General features: G+C 68.9%; 14 protein-coding genes and 1 pseudogene. 2 read left to right on the top strand and 13 right to left on the bottom strand.

Annotated elements, in window-relative coordinates; genetic code table 11:
• Positions 1-69: 69 nt before the first annotated feature.
• The 5 genes from BV908_RS20690 to BV908_RS20710 all read right to left on the bottom strand — a co-directional run bounded on the left by BV908_RS20690 (position 70) and on the right by BV908_RS20710 (position 5,886).
• Positions 70-1,341 (bottom strand): IS256 family transposase, encoded by a 1,272-nt coding sequence (locus tag BV908_RS20690; protein ID WP_047350851.1) that lies wholly within the window; start codon positions 1,339-1,341, stop codon positions 70-72.
• Positions 1,262-2,971, bottom strand: a complete 1,710-nt coding sequence (gene traD, locus BV908_RS20695) for a conjugative transfer system coupling protein TraD (protein ID WP_246867564.1) — start codon at positions 2,969-2,971, stop codon at positions 1,262-1,264. Before traD ends, BV908_RS20690 begins: the two co-directional genes overlap by 80 nt.
• 1 nt (position 2,972) lies before the next feature.
• Positions 2,973-4,802, bottom strand: coding sequence for a MobH family relaxase (mobH, locus tag BV908_RS20700; RefSeq protein WP_082136756.1), 1,830 nt, complete (start codon positions 4,800-4,802; stop codon positions 2,973-2,975).
• Between the two features lie 96 nt (positions 4,803-4,898).
• On the bottom strand, positions 4,899-5,546 hold the full coding sequence (locus tag BV908_RS20705; protein ID WP_059400280.1) for a FlhC family transcriptional regulator: 648 nt from the start codon (positions 5,544-5,546) through the stop codon (positions 4,899-4,901).
• A 7-nt stretch (positions 5,547-5,553) separates the two neighbouring features.
• Complete coding sequence (locus BV908_RS20710) at positions 5,554-5,886, bottom strand: hypothetical protein (protein ID WP_059400281.1); 333 nt, start codon at positions 5,884-5,886, stop codon at positions 5,554-5,556.
• 281 nt (positions 5,887-6,167) lie between these two features.
• Between BV908_RS20710 and BV908_RS20715 the strand changes: the two genes are divergently transcribed.
• Positions 6,168-6,911, top strand: coding sequence for a S24 family peptidase (locus tag BV908_RS20715; protein WP_146052311.1), 744 nt, complete (start codon positions 6,168-6,170; stop codon positions 6,909-6,911).
• Between the two features lie 76 nt (positions 6,912-6,987).
• On the opposite strand, the gene BV908_RS20720 is transcribed toward BV908_RS20715, so the two are convergent.
• The 5 genes from BV908_RS20720 to BV908_RS20740 all read right to left on the bottom strand — a co-directional run bounded on the left by BV908_RS20720 (position 6,988) and on the right by BV908_RS20740 (position 10,657).
• Positions 6,988-8,049, bottom strand: a complete 1,062-nt coding sequence (locus BV908_RS20720; protein WP_059400283.1) for a DUF932 domain-containing protein — start codon at positions 8,047-8,049, stop codon at positions 6,988-6,990.
• Between the two features lie 312 nt (positions 8,050-8,361).
• Positions 8,362-9,378 carry a toprim domain-containing protein gene (locus BV908_RS20725; RefSeq protein ID WP_059400284.1) on the bottom strand — a complete coding sequence of 339 codons (1,017 nt, stop codon included), beginning with the start codon at positions 9,376-9,378 and terminating at the stop codon, positions 8,362-8,364.
• Positions 9,379-9,522: 144 nt separating this feature from the next.
• Positions 9,523-9,831 carry a hypothetical protein gene (locus BV908_RS20730; protein WP_059400285.1) on the bottom strand — a complete coding sequence of 103 codons (309 nt, stop codon included), beginning with the start codon at positions 9,829-9,831 and terminating at the stop codon, positions 9,523-9,525.
• On the bottom strand, positions 9,828-10,040 hold the full coding sequence (locus tag BV908_RS20735; RefSeq protein WP_103739100.1) for a hypothetical protein: 213 nt from the start codon (positions 10,038-10,040) through the stop codon (positions 9,828-9,830). The genes BV908_RS20730 and BV908_RS20735 overlap by 4 nt, the downstream gene beginning before the upstream one ends.
• A 53-nt stretch (positions 10,041-10,093) precedes the next feature.
• A complete protein-coding gene (locus tag BV908_RS20740; RefSeq protein ID WP_059400287.1) occupies positions 10,094-10,657 on the bottom strand; it encodes a hypothetical protein in 564 nt (187 codons plus the stop codon).
• A 477-nt stretch (positions 10,658-11,134) separates the two neighbouring features.
• On the opposite strand from BV908_RS20740, the gene BV908_RS22870 reads away from it, so the two are divergent.
• Positions 11,135-12,100, top strand: coding sequence for a DUF1845 domain-containing protein (locus tag BV908_RS22870; protein ID WP_242455310.1), 966 nt, complete (start codon positions 11,135-11,137; stop codon positions 12,098-12,100).
• 198 nt (positions 12,101-12,298) lie between these two features.
• On the opposite strand, the pseudogene BV908_RS20750 reads toward BV908_RS22870, so the two are convergent.
• From BV908_RS20750 to istA, 3 genes and pseudogenes are all read right to left on the bottom strand, one after another.
• Positions 12,299-12,520, bottom strand: a pseudogene (locus BV908_RS20750) (RNA-binding protein); the annotation flags it as partial.
• 149 nt (positions 12,521-12,669) lie between these two features.
• A complete protein-coding gene (gene istB / locus BV908_RS20755) occupies positions 12,670-13,407 on the bottom strand; it encodes an IS21-like element helper ATPase IstB (protein WP_011805003.1) in 738 nt (245 codons plus the stop codon).
• Between the two features lie 36 nt (positions 13,408-13,443).
• A partial coding sequence (istA, locus tag BV908_RS20760; RefSeq protein WP_103737366.1) for an IS21 family transposase occupies positions 13,444-14,895 on the bottom strand: 1,452 nt, incomplete at its 5' end.

Here is a 14,895-nt window from a genome sequence, read left to right on the forward strand (position 1 = left end):
GGGAGTGTCAGGATTTCTGTGTGTGAGGCTGTTGAATCCGTCACTCAATCGTGAGGCGGCTTGGTGATCTTACTGGCCCGATCTGGTAAATCGGTCCTCGTAGAGGATCGCAAATTGGTTCATCGCTGATTTCCAGTGGTTGGCCGCCCGCCCCCAGTCCGCGGTGATGTTGCGCAGCGCCAGCCAGATCAGCTTGGTGGCCGCCTCGTCGCTGGGGAAGTGGCCGCGCGTTTTGATGATCTTGCGCAGCCGTGCGTTCACGCTCTCGATGGCGTTGGTGGTGTAGATCACGCGCCGCACCTCGGGCGGGAAGGCGAAGAACGGGATGACCTTGTCCCAGGCCCGGCGCCAGGCGCTGACCACGGTCGGGAACCGCTGCCCCCAGGGGCCGGCCGCAAACGCATCCAACTCGGCCTCGGCCGCCTCGGCGCTCACCGCGGTGTAGATGGGTTTGATGGCTGCGGCCAGCGCCTTGCGGTCTTTCCATGACGCAAAGTCCAGGCCACCCCGGATCAGGTGCACGATGCAGGTCTGCAGCGTCGTCGCCGGGAACACTGCGCCCAGCGCCTCTGGCATGCCCTTGAGGCCGTCGGTGACGGCAATCAGGATGTCCTGCACCCCGCGCGTCTTCAGATCGTTGAAGACCTTCATCCAGAACTTCGCCCCCTCGGTGTTCTCGATCCAGATTCCCAGGATGTCGCGCGAGCCGTCAGGCAGTACGCCCAGCGCCAGGTAGACGGCCTTGGAGCGCACCACCGCATCCTCGCGAATCTTGACCCGCAGCGCATCGAAGAACACCACCGGGTACATCGCCTCCAGCGGCCGTGTCTGCCAGGCCGTGACCTCGCCCATCACCTCATCGGTGACACGGCTGATGAGCTCGGGCGAGACGTCCACCGAGTACATCTCAGCCAGGAAACCCTGGATCTCGCGCACCGTCATGCCGCGTGCGTACATGGCGATGATCTTGTCGTCGAAACCCGTAAAGCGCCGCTCGTGCTTGCCAATGAGCTGCGGCTCGAAGCTGCCTTCGCGATCGCGTGGGACATCGATGCGCAGCGCCCCCACATCGGTCAGTACGGTCTTGGTGCTCTTGCCGTTGCGGTGGTTGGCTGATCCGCCTGTGGGCTTGGCTTGGCCGGGCGCATAGCCTAGGTGATGACTCATCTCGGCGCCCAGCGCCCGCTCAAGAATTGACTTCTTGAACTGATCGAACAGCCCTTGGACTTGGCCCGGCGTCATGGGCCCGGTCACCAACTGGTCAAGCAGCTCGGCCGGGATGTGAAATTGCGGCTGTGCCGCCTGGTCCGCCAAAGCGGTGGGTTTGGTCTTGCGTGGCATTCATGCTCCTTGTCGACATGCTATGCCTCACACACAAAATTTCTGACAAGCTCACCATGCGCGCCGCGTCCTCGCTCCCGAGGCGCCGCGCCAGGTCCGCCAGCGTCTGCATCGCGCAGGTGGTGTAGATGCCTCCCTCGGCGCCCTTGTTGAGAATCTCGATCAGGGGGAGGTTGATCACGTTGGAGACTTCGTCCACGAACAGCGAGATGCGCCGGTAGGCGCCCAGGTTGTAGCGCATGCCGGCGCGCGCGGCGAGGTCCGCGAGCGCGAGCGCTCCGATCGCCGACGCCACGGAGGGATCGGGCAGCGAGTCCACGCACATGTACAGCACGTGGCCCGCCTGCTCGATCTTCTCGAGGTTCATGATGGGGCGCGTGTCGTCGGCATCGAAGGGATCGGGCGAGAGGGTCTTGCCGAGGTCGCCCGAGGTGAGCATGGACAGCACCGGCAGCAGGTTGGCCGTGATCTTCTGGTAGTGCTCGCGGTCGTGCCTGAAGGTCCGCACCTGCGCGTCGATGGTCTTCGTGCGCTGCGCCTCCGGGACATGGTGCTCGTAGTACGAGACAAGCCCGAGCAGTTCGTTGCTCGATGCCTCGGAGGGACGGCGGATGTTCCCGCGCTGCGCGTCGTGCAGCAGCTTCTTCATCTCGGGCACTTCGCGCCAGCCGGGCCCCAGCATGGCGGCATAGTGCCGGCGCAGCGTTGCCTCCAGGATCGGCTCGATGCCGCCCTCGATGTAGCGCGTGAGCTTGAGCAGGTTGGGGCGCTCCTCCAACTCCACGAGGCCCTGGACGACCACGTTCACTGCGTCCCAGCCGAAGGCGCTGAAGGCACCGGCCGTGTCCGGCGGCATGATGGACTGGATGCGGGAGGCGACCTCGCTGGGCTTTTGCCAGTTGAAGGTGAAGTCGATGCGAATCCCCGTCTCGGGGAAGGCGGGATGGAATTCCAGGAAGGTGTCGGGCTCGCGATAGCGCTCGCAGGCCCATTTGACGACGCGCTTGAGGCGGTGGCTGTTCTTGGGGTCGATGACGATGACGACATCGCCGCGCCGCACCGCCTGGGTGATGAGGTTGGCGAGCGCGACGCCTTTGCCGGCCTGCGTCGTCCCGACGAGCAGGGTGCCCCCCTCCATGTTCTGCAGTGGCCGGTACAGCGGCCGCTCCTGCGGCTCGACGCCGTGGATGTACGGCAGGCCGATCTCGGCGTCCGGCTGGGGATCGACGCGGTATCCCAGCAGCTTCAGCAGGGCGGGCGGGACCAGATAGTCCCGGTAGTCGATCTTCGCGAGTTCGTACAGGCGTTGGGAATGGACAGGCTGCCACTCGAAGCCCTGGCCGATGTAGACGCTGTCGGGTCCTGCGAGCAGCCTTTCCAGCTGGGCGGGGACGATGACTTCCATCGCGTGGCCGGAAAGGGAAGCACGGACGACGAGCACGCGCAGGGCCTGCGCCGTTCTGGCAAGCGCGGCGAGAAGGCAGGCGATCGCCATCGGCGCCGCCAGCAGCCATGGCAGCGCCCGTACCGCGGCCTCGAACAGGGTCACGGCGAACGCCAGGTACCACGCCAGGCACGCATAGCCCTCGTAGGCGCGCCGCCAGGGCATCTCGTAGCGGCGTACGAGCATCTCAGCGATTCCCGCTGCCTGCGTCCGCCGCGGGCTCCATTCCCGAGACGAAGGGCGGCGCGATGGTCAGGCCCAGGCATGCCTCGCCGCCGAACACCCAGGTCGAGGTGGGCGCCGGTCCGTCGCCGCCGCCCGCCAGCATGCGTGCTTCGCGCAGCGCGCGCAGCGCCAGCGACGGCTCGACATGTCGGCGTTCGAATTCCGCGAGCGCCACGAACAGGCCGGCGGGCGTCGCTGCGGCCATCGGAGCGGCGCTGCCGGTGTTCAGGGCGTCGACGATGTCGACGAGGGCCGCGCGCACGTGCGGAGCCAGGCGCATCGGGGCGTGCAAGGCCAGGGAGGGCGCGACGGGAGGGTCCGCTTGCGCCGCGGAGGAGGCGTCGCTCGCAGATGCGCCCTGGACGGTCGACTGGGGGCCCCCGGTGTCCGCCGCCCGTTCGCCGGTCTCGGGCGCTGGCGTCCCTGGGCCTGCGGCGCCGAGGGCGCTGACCGGCAACTCGAGCTGGTGCGGCTCGGCCCTTGGAGACGCCGCGGGTAGCGGGCCGGGCGCGCGGGAATGCGCGGGCGTGGGCGTGGGCGTGGGCGCGGCACTGCCCTCCGGGGCGGCCCCGAGCTCGGCGGCGAGCGCGTCTGCCAGCGGTTCGGGCCTGGGTTCGAGGCCGGCCAGCACGGCAGCGGCCGCGGCGAGCTTGACCGCTTCCAGCGGTGTCTTGGCGCCGGGGGGCGCGATCGTCCAGAGCGGCTTGCCGTCGGCGCGCGTTTCGAAGACGCCTGCGCCGAGCAGCACCTCCAGCATCGTCTCGGGCGCCTTCGGGACGCCTGGCAGTTGGTCGGCTTCGAGCAGCTTGCGGACGTCAGCGGCCGCGTTCGGCCAGACGAGGAACAGCCCGTCGCGGCCGTACCAGACGCGGGAACGCTCGCTGTTCGGCAGCCAGGCGGGATGGGTCGCAACGAGGCGGCGCAGCGCATCCACGAGATAGCGCTCCAGGTGCGATCCGAGCTGGGGCTTGCCGTAGCGGTCGGCGCTGGCCTTGAGGAACCGGTCGATGACCAGGGCCGCGGAGCGGCGGACCAGCTCGGCCAGGATGTTGTGCTCGCGGTACAGCGGCATCCCCGACAGGCTTGCCATCATGTGCGGGACCACCACCGTGTTGCCCTGGGCCAGATGCTGCAGCGTCTCCACCGGCACGATCTGGGGCAGGACGAACAGCGAGAGGCCGGGGCTGTCGGGGGCGTTCGGGATCCACTTGAGGTAGTAGCGCGTCACGGCATGCTGCGACAGCCACGGGTGCAGGCCGAGCAGATAGGGCTGCCACTCGCTGCCCGCGTGGTCGGTCACGATCACCTGGCCCAGCGTGCGGTGGACTTCAGCGCACAGGCCTGCGATGAACGTGGCCAGGCGCCAGCGCGGCTCCAGGTGCCGGCGCGTCGTGATCGTGGCCCGGCCCGAGAAGATGTGTGCGTCCGTTCCCTGGAGCGCGAAGAAGGCCGTTTCCAGTCCCACTTGCAGAAGGCCGCCCGGCACATTGAAGTAGTTGGCGGGCGTGGCTGGCAGTAGGTGCACGAACGCCGCATAGCGGCGCACGAGCGGCAGCACATCGCGCTCGAAGGTCGGGCGATCGGTGCCGTAGCAGATCTTGATGCGCGACAGCAGATTCGCGTGCGCCGCCAGCAGTTCGTCGAGTCCAAGCGCCGGGAAGCCCGGATCCACCGCGGGGTAGGCGAAGGCGGCTGGCGCCTGCGGTGGCACGGCTGCGGGACTCTCCGGCGCGGCATCGCCGGGCTGCCCCGCAGGGGCTTCTCTTGGTGGAAATGCGTCGACGGGCTGCATGGCCGGTCCTCCGTCCGTGTGCGTGTCCTTCCTCTGTACGGGGGTGGTGCCGGCAACCGGCGAGGTGGGCGCGCGGGCGGATCCGCCGCGGCAGGGTCAGTCGCGCGAGGTGTGCAGCCGTGCGTTCGGAGCGAGGCGCCACTGCAGGCAGGCCGGGTCCGGCAGCGGTGGCGTGGGAAAGCTCATCTGCACCCGCGGGTCGCGGGGAAAGCGGACCATCAGCTTGCAGAAGGGGCAGTTGCCGGCCGCGTGCGCGGCGGCGCCCGCCTCGGCAAGGTGTTCGCTGCCGCAGACGGCACAGGTGACCAGGGAGAAGCAGACCTCCTTGGCATTCCAGATGCCGTCGAGGTGCCGCGCCAGGTCGAAAGCCCGATCGAAGCTGAGCCGGGGCGTGCGCCGGCAGATGCCGCGATAGTGGCGGTACGCGCCCAGCAACGCCTGGGCCGGGTCGAAGTCGAGGCCGCGCAGGCGCCGGTAGAGGCTTGCGAAGACCGATGCCTCCGTGCGGTCCAGCAGCGTGCCGCCGTGGTACCACTCCGGCGTCTCGGGCGAGCGCCCGCGCGGCGGCACGCAGTGGTCGGCATGGAGCAGGCGCAGGATCTGGCGCTGGTGGAGTCCGCTCACGATCTCGATCGTGCGCAGGCGCGCGCCGAGCTGCGCGCATTCCCTGGCGAGCCCGAGCCGCTGGAGCTGGCGCTCCGCGTGGCGTACCGGAGCGGTCGGCAAGGGGGGCGGCGGCACCATGTCGCAGTCACATGCAGGGCGCCTGCTCGGCGGCCGCCACCGGAGCAGCGGGCAGGATCGGCGCAGGCGGATGGACGGCGCAGAGGGCGCCGGCGAGTGGCAGGGGCGAGCGCAGAAGGGTGAACAGGTCGGCGCGCGGAGCGAACAGGGTCTCGTTGCCAACGTTGGCCACGATGGCGAGAATCTGTGTGCTGGACAGTGAGGCGAGGTATCGGGCGTCGGGCTCGCGCAGTCCAAACAGCCCGCAGGCCAGGGTGGGGTCGCGGCTGATGCTGTCGCGCATCGTCAGCAAGAGCGTGAGGTTGGAAAGCTGGACCTCCGAGAGATCGATGGCGACCATGGGTACCTCCTCCTTGGTGTGCCCCCTGGGGGCGAGGTGACGTGCCGTGCTCGGCGCCGATTGGCTGCAGGCAGGTTCGCGCCAGGTTCCGCCTGCATGCGCGTGCAGGCAGGTTAGAGCTTATGCTCTGAAGTGTGATTTTTTCAATAGAAATTGCTCTAAATTGTTTCGACAGGTACCGATGTGGCCTGGAAACCGGCAGATTCGGGGTGGCGGCGGACGATGGAGCGGTTGACGGTCACGAAATCGTGGCAAAGCTGGGTGGCATGGCAAAGAGCGAAATGAACAAGACATCGAGGACCAAATCCCGGGAACTGGAAGTGCAGGCAGCGGATGGGCGCGCCGACGAGGACGCGGCGCTGTCCGTCAGCCTGAAGGCCCGGCTGCTAGAGCGCCTGCGCGATGCCCGGATCCCGGAAGGGCACAAGCAGGCCGTGCACCTGGCGGAGATCACCGGCCGGGCCTACCAGACCACGCGCCGCTGGATCGACTGCACGGCGCCGGGATTGCCGGACCTCGCCTCTTTCAAGCTGCTGTGCACGGGCATGGACGGCGACCCCTCGTGGCTGTTGGGGCTGCTGGGCGAGAAGCGGTCCCTGCGCCAGGCCCTGGCCCCGACGGAACCCGCCGCCGCGCCGGACGGCGAGCCGGAGGAGTGGGTGCAGGATGTGGCGAGCGAGGTGCGCGACCAGATGTATGGCTGCTGCGCCAGGCGGATGCACGGCGACGATATGGAGCCGGACATCGCAGATGGCGACACGCTGTTCGTCGATTTCGCGGTCACCGAGTTCCGCGGCAACGGGAACTATCTGATCGCCTGCGACGGGCGCGAACTCGTGCGCACGCTCGAATACCGGCTGGGCACGGGCCTGGTGCTGGGCTGTGCCAACACCCGGTATCCGGAGACGGTCATCAAGGACGCCGCCGAAAGCACCCGGCGTCAGCTCAAGGTGCTCGGACGGGTCGAGGGCGTCATCCAGGTCCGCAAGTTCTGGAGGGGCTCGGCGCGGCAGGCGCCGCGCTGACCGCACACCGCCGACTGCGGCGAGGGGCCCCATCCCCGGGGCCGGGGATGGGGCCATGCCCGTGCGCCGCTGCGGTTCAGCTTGCTGCGGCGAGGCCTTCCCACTCGCGGGCCGGCAGCTCGATGAGCTTGCCCCCCAGTTCCTCGAACACGGTGGCCCGGTCGTAGTCCGGGATCTCCTGGCTGAAGTGCGTCACGGCATTCACCAGCCCGTAGCCGGAGAGCTCGCCGCCGCTGACCAGATGGCGCAGCACGCCGGCGCGCTCCCCATCGCTGAGCTCGTAGCGGTTGGCCAGCACCTGCACGCTCTTTGCGGGGTCGCCGCGCAGCTGGATGCCCTGGGTCCGTTGCATCTTGCGGGCCGCTTCCAGGAAGGTCGTTTCGGCCACCACGTCCTGGATGACGTCGCGCACCTTGAGGAAGAACGCCCGGTCGTCTGCGAGGAGCGTGTCTTCCTTGTAGACCTGGACGGCATTGTCCTCCGCGCCCAGTGCCCGCCCGATGTGGGTCTTGCGCAGCGCGCGCTCGGGAACGATCAGCCCGTTGCTGCACAGGACGCGGTACAGCAGCGGCTGCACCGACAGCGTGCCGTGCCCGACCTCGGAGTTGGTGATCGCGATGCCCGCCTGCACGATGTCGCCGGGTGCCATCGTGTAGGCCAGCGGCGGAACCACGACCTTGATGTACATCCTCGTGGGCGTGAGCTCCATCGACTCGAAGCGCACGTCGGGCAGGCCGCCCAGGATCGGGATCACCGCGTTGGCCAGGTCGTAGTTGTCCAACCGCCGGTAGCGGTCGGACAGGAAGGCGCGGGCCTGGCCATCCAGGGTTCGCACCATCTTGTGTCCTTCGTCGCACTGCAGCCAGGTGTTGACGTTGCGATCCAGCAGGTCCTGCTGCTCCGTGCGCATGCGCTCGAAGTACGCATAGGGAATGTTCAGCTTGCCGGCCAGTTGGCGGCGCGCGAGCTCGGTGACGGCGAAGCGGCCGCCATCGGGATGGTCGATGACCAGGCGCGTCTCGCCCTGTCCGTCGGTCTCGTGCCGCATCGCCGACGGGGGCAGCACCAGGTCCTTCTTGGTCTCGAGCTGGCGCGTCAGTTCGCGAGCAAGCTCCTCGAGGGTTCGTCCATTGCGCATTTGAATCTCCAAAGACAAATGCGGGGACGCGCCTCCCCTCGGGGAACGGTCCCCGCGGGGTGGTGAACGAAGCGGCGTTCGCCGCTTCACGGTGCGCGCGACGGATGCCGCGTGCCAACTCCAGGGCTGCCTTCGCCGCGCGATGCGCGGCTTGGTCTGGCAGCTACCAGCGGAGCGATGCTCCGGGAGATGCTCCAATGCCTTGTCGCTGACCTCGCCTGTGGCGAAAGTCACCGAGAAGGCGGGTCCGACCTCCGGTCGGACCCGTCCGGGATGGCCCGGGAAGGCGGCGCCTTCGCCGGGACCCCGCCGTCACGCGGCGCGTCTCATCTTTTGCACGATGGACCACCAGACCTCGGCCCAGTCGGCGCCCGGCTTGCGCGGGATGTGGACCTCGACCTCGCGCGCGGGGCCGTGCCGTGCCTCCTTGCGCAGGCGGCGCGCCAGGAAGTAGGAACTGGCCTCCCCGTCGAAGTCGGCGTCAGCGTCGTTGTCGCCGAAGATCAGCACCCGCCGCACGGTGTCCGGCAGCCAGATCCTCTCCAGGTTGCCCGCGCTCAGGCCGGGCCAGACCGGGATGTCCTTGAGCAGGTGCACCGCGATCGCGTTCTCGATGCCCTCGGTGAGGCCGAGCACCTCCGTGGGCTCGAACAGGCGGATGGCCGCGCCGTTGATGCCCGCGGTCAGGACCTTCTTGGCATCGGGCAGGGCCGCCTTGCGCCCGCCGCTCAGGTAGGTGCGGTGCAGCGACACCAGCTGGCCGTCCGGCCCGTCGATGCGCGCGAGCATCGCGGCGTACTCGGCCACGCGGCGGGTCTTGCCGTCGGCACCGCGCTCGTAGTAGCCCAGGCGCGGGTGGTAGCGCAGCGCGCTCGGATAGACGTCCATCCCGAGCCCGCGGCCGCAGAGATAGCGGTCCACCTCGTCGCCCCGCCGGATCTGCAGGCCTTCGTCCCAGATGCGGCGCGCGAGCAGCAGCATGCGCTCGGCGCCGGCCGGCTGCGCGTGGGACGCGGTCGCGGCGGGCAGGCCGCCGACGCACTCGTTGACCTTCTTGAGCGTGGTGACGAAGTCCCAGCCTTTGAGAGCCTGCAGCAGCTTGAAGCCACCGCCCGGCCCGCAAGAATCCCGGTTGCGGCAGTGGTAGTTGCCTTCGCCGTATCGGTCCGTGTACTGGAACCGGTCCGTGCCGCCGCACAGGGGGCACGGCAGGTTCTTGTGCTTGAGGATGCGCTCGTCCACGCCCAGGCAGCGCAGGATCTCGTCCCAGCGGCCGTGGGCGCGTGCCTTGACGTCCTCGATGCGCAGCTCGTATTCCGTCTCCGTCATGGCGACGTCCTGTGCGTTCCGGGCGGCCGCGCGCGTGCGGGCTGCCCAAGTGGTTCTATGCGATGCATGTTTTTCCTCCAATGGATGTGGCGCCCGCGCAGGCGGCCCCGGGGACCGGACCTCCCGCGCGGCAATGGCGCTGGCCTAACGGCCGATCTCGAACGTGAACAGCAGGCCGGCCTGCAGCGCCCGCGACACCGGGTGGTCCGGCCAGTCGGCGGCGCTCACGTACCGCGTGTCGGCAGCCATGGCCTCGCCGTCCTGCGAACGCAGCAGGTAGCCGCTGGGCCGCAGTGCGATGCGGTAGGACTGGATGCGCGAGCCGAGGACCACGAAGGTCCGGCCGGCGATGCCCGTGACGATCTCGCTTTCCTTGATGAGGAACTCGAGTTCCGCGGTGTCGCAGACCGGCACCAGCGGCCGGGAGCGCGCGAAGGTGGCTGCCTGTGTCATGGCTCCACCCTCTGTCCGGAGGTTTCCCTGGCGGGGAGGTCTGCGCACCGGCGCCGGGCCGGGCCCGCGCCGGGGAACGGCGCGGCAGCCGAGGCCGTGCACCGGGACTCGGCGCGGGCGGCCCGCGCTGCCTCGTCGTCCCATCGCGCGGCGACGCCGTAGGCGGCCAGCACGAGCACGAGGCACAGCATGATTTCGAATGAAGACATGGCATCTCCTTGGGTTGCGGAGCCCGCGTCCGCGGGCTCCAGGAAGAGGGGGATCAGGCGAAGAGGTCGCCCTGGAACGAGAGCCACTTGATCTGCTCGTTGATCCACTGGGGGTTCCGGGCGAGCCGAGCCTCGATCCAGCCCGGGTTGCTTGCGAACGCCTCCGCCACCCAGCGCGGGTAGCGTGCGAGCGACTCCATCAGCCACCCCTTCACGTTGCGCGCGATGTGATCGCGGATCTCCTCGCTGTCCACCCGGCCGCAATAGGCGATGGGCGAGAGCGGGCTGCAGCCCACCACGCGCAGGCAGTTGACGAACGAGAAGGGGAGGCGGTCCTTTTCCGGGTCGGTAAAGATCCAGCCCAGGGTCGCGAGCTTCTCGTCCAGCGGCGTTCTCGTGTTCGCCAGATCGCGCACGTCCTTGAGCAGGCGCCAATGGAGATACACGATCTCTTCCACCGTCCATTCGTGCGCGTCGTCGTCGCCGTCGGGATCGATGTCGGACCAGTCGGGCGCCCCGACGATCGAGGCACCCGCCAGCGCGGTGCTGGGGAGGATGTAGAAGACGTCCGCGGACGCTGGCGCGCGCGGGCGGCGGGATGCAATGCTTGTCGGCATGGCTGACTCCAGGAAGGGAGGAGGCAGCCCAATCCCCGTGAGGGGCGGGTGCCCCTCGGGGTGAATACTCTCGGCATGGCGCCGAGGCTCGCGGGTCAATGGACCCAGGCTGGTTTGTAGGTAGGCGGGTGATCCGCCGTGATCGGTGTGCCAGCTACCGGTCGGAAAGAGCTTTCGGCGCAAGGCCAGGCGCTTGCCTCGAAAGCCTGTTCCTGCCGGTGCCGCGGACGTGCGCGCGGCCAATGCTCCAGGGCTCGCAGTCGGGATCCGTCCGGTCGGGGTGTCCGCCGGGCCGGGCCCGCGGGCCAGCTACCGTTGGACAGCACCGTAGCGGGACGGCGGGGCGGGGTCAAGGCGCCCGGCGCCGCCCGCGCGGGCTGTCGCCGAAATGCGCCGGATTCGGGTTGGATTTCGGGTGGCGGCGCGCGCGGCGGGCGCCGAAGATCGGCCGCAGGAACCGAAGCACCGGAGGCGGCGATGGCTGATATCCAGATCGTGAAGACGGACCAGGGCGCGGTCAACGCCCGCATCCTGGCGCGGGAGGCCAAGGCCGACTTCCGCAGGGTCGAGGCGGCGAGCCTGAAGGTCCGCACGCATTTCACGAGCGCGGAGGCCAAGCGGTTGTTCGTGCGCATGTTCAACACGCTGCAGCTCAACGCCCACTTCATTTCCGTGATCGCGCGCACGCGCATCGACCACCAGGACGTCGAGAGGGAGGAGACCTCGCTGCGCGCCGACATCGACGCGGTCAAGAACAGGCTCAACCAGGCGCTCGACGGCGCGGAGGCCCTCTTCAAGGCCCATGGGATCAGCAGCTTCGCGACCTATGACACGCAGCCGCTGGAGATCGAGGTCGGCATCCTGTCCTCGAGCGGGCGGCGGTACCTCGAGGTGCTCAACCAGCTCGACCAGCTGATGCCCTTGCTGCAGACGCTGGAGATCCATGAGGTCATCAGCACCCAGGAGCTGGACATCCAGCGCGCCGCGCTGAAGCGCCAGATCAAGGACATCGCCAATTCGGCGCGCCGGCAGGCCACCGGTCTGCGCAGGCGCATGAATGCAATGGGGGCGCGTGATGGAGATCTGGGCGAGGTGGCCCCTCGGCCGGTTGCGCCAGCGGCCGGCGAACCGCGCATGGACGATGCCGCCGCGCTCGACGTCGGCAATGCCAGCCAGTCCGGGGGCGAGCCCGATCCCATCCTCCCGGCGGCGGAACCAGGGAGCGGGGCTGACGCTGCGCACGAGGCCATGGAGCACGCCATGGGTCCGTCCGTACTCAAGCGTGTGCGCCGCAAGCCGGCAGCCCCGGAAGCGAACGGGGAGGCTGGCAGTCAGCCCGGCGCCCAGCCGGGGGGCGACACGGCTGCCCTATCGGGTACCCCGCCGACTGCGGACGCAGGCGCGCCGGTGGATCCCCCGGCCGAGGTGGTGCCGCGGGAATAGTGCAGCGATCACGAACGGCAACGAGGCGGCGCAATCGCGTCCGCATCGCCGCGGACAAGCGCGCAGACCCTTGAAGGGACCGAACGAGGATGGGGCACAGCGCCATCGGCCCAGAGGCTGGGCGGCGGTCCACAGCGGGCCGGTGGAGGCGAAAAAAACCGGCCCAGATGGGCCGGTCTTTCTGCGGTGCGGCTGGGTTCAGTAGCGACCACCGCCGTAGCCGCCATCGCCGTAGCCGACATCCGAACGGCCGGCTGCACGGTAGCCCTGGGCACCATGGCCACCCGCACCACGACCCTCTTCGCGGGGGCGAGCCAGGTTGACGACGATCGAGCGTCCATCGACGGACCTGCCGTGCAAAGCGCTGATGGCGGCCTGGGCGTTCTCGGCGGAAGCCATCTCGACAAAGCCGAAGCTGCGCATTCCACTGATGGCGGACAGTGATTCCATTCCCATCGCGGACAGCGTTCCAGGCGATGGCGGACACGTTGCGCGGGTGTCCTGAGTGACGCTCAAATCGTAGCCGAAGTGTCCGCCATCAGCGTGGAATGGCGGTCGGCGCGGCCGGCTCAGACGGCCTTGGTGAGCTTGCGCATCGACTCGCCCTTGAGGGCTATCTTGTGCGAGCCGTGCACGATGCGGTCCAGGATGGCGTCGGCCAGCGTGGGCTCGTCCAGCCAGGCGTGCCAGGCCGTCACCGGCAACTGGCTGGTGATGAGCGTCGAGCGCGTGCCCACCCGGTCGTCCAGCAATTCCAGCAGGTCGTTTCGCTCGTGCGCGGCAATCGGCGCGATGCCGAAGTCGTCCAGGATGAGCAGGTCCAGCCGCGCCAGTTGCGCCAGCCGTTTGCCCAGGCTGCCATCGCCGTGGGCCACGTGCAGCTCCTGCAGCAGCCGTGGCGCGCGGGTGTAGAGCACCGAGAAGCCCAGGCGCGCGGCCTGCTGCCCCAGTGCGCAGGCGAGCCACGTCTTGCCGCACCCGGTGGCGCCGGTGAGCAGCACGTTGTGGCCATGGCGCAGCCAGTCCCCGCCGGCCAGGCTGGTGATGACCTCTCGGCTCAGGCCCCGGCTGGCGCGCCAGTCGATGTCCTCCAGGCAGGCACTGGAGACCTTCAGGCGGGCCGCCTTCAACAGGCGCTCCAGGCGCTTGCTGTCACGCCAGTCCACCTCGCGCTGCACCAGCAGCGCCAGGCGTTGTTCAAAGGGCAGCTCGCTGGCCGTGATGTGGGTGGCCGCGTCGCTGAGGGCGGCCACCATGCCGTCCAGGCGCAGGGCGCGCAGTTGGTTCAAGGTCTGTTCGTTGAGCATGGTTCTTCCTTGTTAGGTTTGCTTGCACGTTGGAGTTCAGTGGTAGTAGCCCGGCCCGCGCACGTTCTCGTGCAGCGGCAGGCTCGCCTGTGCGGCCATCGGCGCATCCAGCGGCCGCTGGTCCAGGCCGCAGCCCAGGATGGAGGCGATGCTCTTGTAGGACGGTGAGCGAATCGACTGCGCCCGCGCACAGGCGGCCTCCAGCCGGTCAGCCCCGTACTCACGGCCCAGGCGCATGAGGCCCAGACAGGAGCGGTAACCCTGCTCGGGATGCTGGCGGTGCTCCATCTGCCAGCGCACCACGGCGGCGGTGGCCGCGCCCACGCGCTCACCCCAGGCGATGAGCTTGGCCGGCGTCCACTGCAGGTGCGCCCGGTGCGAGGCCGGCATGTGCTCGGGCGTGGTGGTGTGTGCACCCCGTCGGGGATTGAGGGCGTGGGCGGCCACGCGTTTGCTGCCGTGCAGGACTTCGAGCGTGCCGGCCGTGATGCGCAACTCCACCGGCTCACCCACCAGGGCGTGGGGCACCGAGTAGTAGTGGCCATCGAGCTCAACGTGGTAATCGATGTTGACGCGGGCGGGTTTGAAGCGCGCGATGGGCATGCGCACCGGCGGCAGGGGGCGCAGGGCTGGCCGGTCGAGTTCGGCGAAGGCGCTAGTGCGGTTGCCCGGCAGCTTCTTGAACGCGCGCTGGTTCAAGTCCACCAGCAAGGCGGCAATCGCCCGGTTGAGCTCGGCCAGGCTGAAGAAGGTCTGGTGGCGCAGCCTGGCCAGAATCCAGCGCTCGACCACCTGCACAGCGACCTCCACCTTGGGTTTGTCGCGTGGCTTGGCCGGGCGCGCGGGCATCACGGCCAGGCTGTAGTGCGCACAGAGCTCTTCGAGCAGGCGGTGCGCGGTGGGCTCGTAACGGTCGGGTCGGGCCATGAGGGCGCGCGGCTGGTCAGGCACCAGCAGGCGGGGCACGCCGCCGATGAACTCCAGCGCGCTAATGATGCTGGCCACCCAGTCGGTGGCCTTCTGGCTGGCGGTGGCGCAGGCGTAGGTGTAGTTCGATGCGCCCAGCACGGCCACGAAGACCTGGGCCTGGCGTATCTCGCCAGTGTCAGCATCCACCACGGGAACGGTCTGGCCGGCGTAGTCCACAAAGAGCTTGTCACCGCCCGTGTGGGTCTGGCGCATGGAGCGCTGCAGGCGCCGGGCCCAGGCCTTGTACTTCTCGCAGAAGGCGCTGTACTTGTACGCCTGCCCGCTGTGCTGTTGCTGGTATTCCTCCCAAAGCAACTGCAGCGTCACGCCAGGTCGGCGCAGTTCGCGGTGGATGTGGGCGTGGTCGGGTTCAAGGTGCCGGGACTCGCGCGCCACGGGTGGCTTGTAGAGCCGGGCCTGGAGTTCGTCGTCGTTCAGGCTCTGGGCCAGTGCCCAGTCCACGCCGGCCACGCGCGCGTAGCTGGCTATCTCGCTGACAGTGGATTTGGAGATGCCGAG

The sequence above is a fragment of the Diaphorobacter sp. LR2014-1 genome, from assembly GCF_002916785.1.
In the GTDB taxonomy this organism is placed as follows: domain Bacteria; phylum Pseudomonadota; class Gammaproteobacteria; order Burkholderiales; family Burkholderiaceae_C; genus Diaphorobacter; species Diaphorobacter nitroreducens.

Excerpts from the sequence above, each read along its gene's own strand:
- BV908_RS20690 (WP_047350851.1), bottom strand. The coding sequence starts at position 1,341 with ATGCCACGCAAGACCAAACCCACCGCTTTGGCGGACCAGGCGGCACAG.
- traD (WP_246867564.1), bottom strand. The coding sequence starts at position 2,971 with ATGCTCGTACGCCGCTACGAGATGCCCTGGCGGCGCGCCTACGAGGGC.
- mobH (WP_082136756.1), bottom strand. The coding sequence starts at position 4,802 with ATGCAGCCCGTCGACGCATTTCCACCAAGAGAAGCCCCTGCGGGGCAG.
- BV908_RS20705 (WP_059400280.1), bottom strand. The coding sequence starts at position 5,546 with ATGGTGCCGCCGCCCCCCTTGCCGACCGCTCCGGTACGCCACGCGGAG.
- BV908_RS20710 (WP_059400281.1), bottom strand. The coding sequence starts at position 5,886 with ATGGTCGCCATCGATCTCTCGGAGGTCCAGCTTTCCAACCTCACGCTC.
- BV908_RS20715 (WP_146052311.1), top strand. The coding sequence starts at position 6,168 with ATGAACAAGACATCGAGGACCAAATCCCGGGAACTGGAAGTGCAGGCA.
- BV908_RS20720 (WP_059400283.1), bottom strand. The coding sequence starts at position 8,049 with ATGCGCAATGGACGAACCCTCGAGGAGCTTGCTCGCGAACTGACGCGC.
- BV908_RS20725 (WP_059400284.1), bottom strand. The coding sequence starts at position 9,378 with ATGACGGAGACGGAATACGAGCTGCGCATCGAGGACGTCAAGGCACGC.
- BV908_RS20730 (WP_059400285.1), bottom strand. The coding sequence starts at position 9,831 with ATGACACAGGCAGCCACCTTCGCGCGCTCCCGGCCGCTGGTGCCGGTC.
- BV908_RS20735 (WP_103739100.1), bottom strand. The coding sequence starts at position 10,040 with ATGTCTTCATTCGAAATCATGCTGTGCCTCGTGCTCGTGCTGGCCGCC.
- BV908_RS20740 (WP_059400287.1), bottom strand. The coding sequence starts at position 10,657 with ATGCCGACAAGCATTGCATCCCGCCGCCCGCGCGCGCCAGCGTCCGCG.
- BV908_RS22870 (WP_242455310.1), top strand. The coding sequence starts at position 11,135 with ATGGCTGATATCCAGATCGTGAAGACGGACCAGGGCGCGGTCAACGCC.
- istB (WP_011805003.1), bottom strand. The coding sequence starts at position 13,407 with ATGCTCAACGAACAGACCTTGAACCAACTGCGCGCCCTGCGCCTGGAC.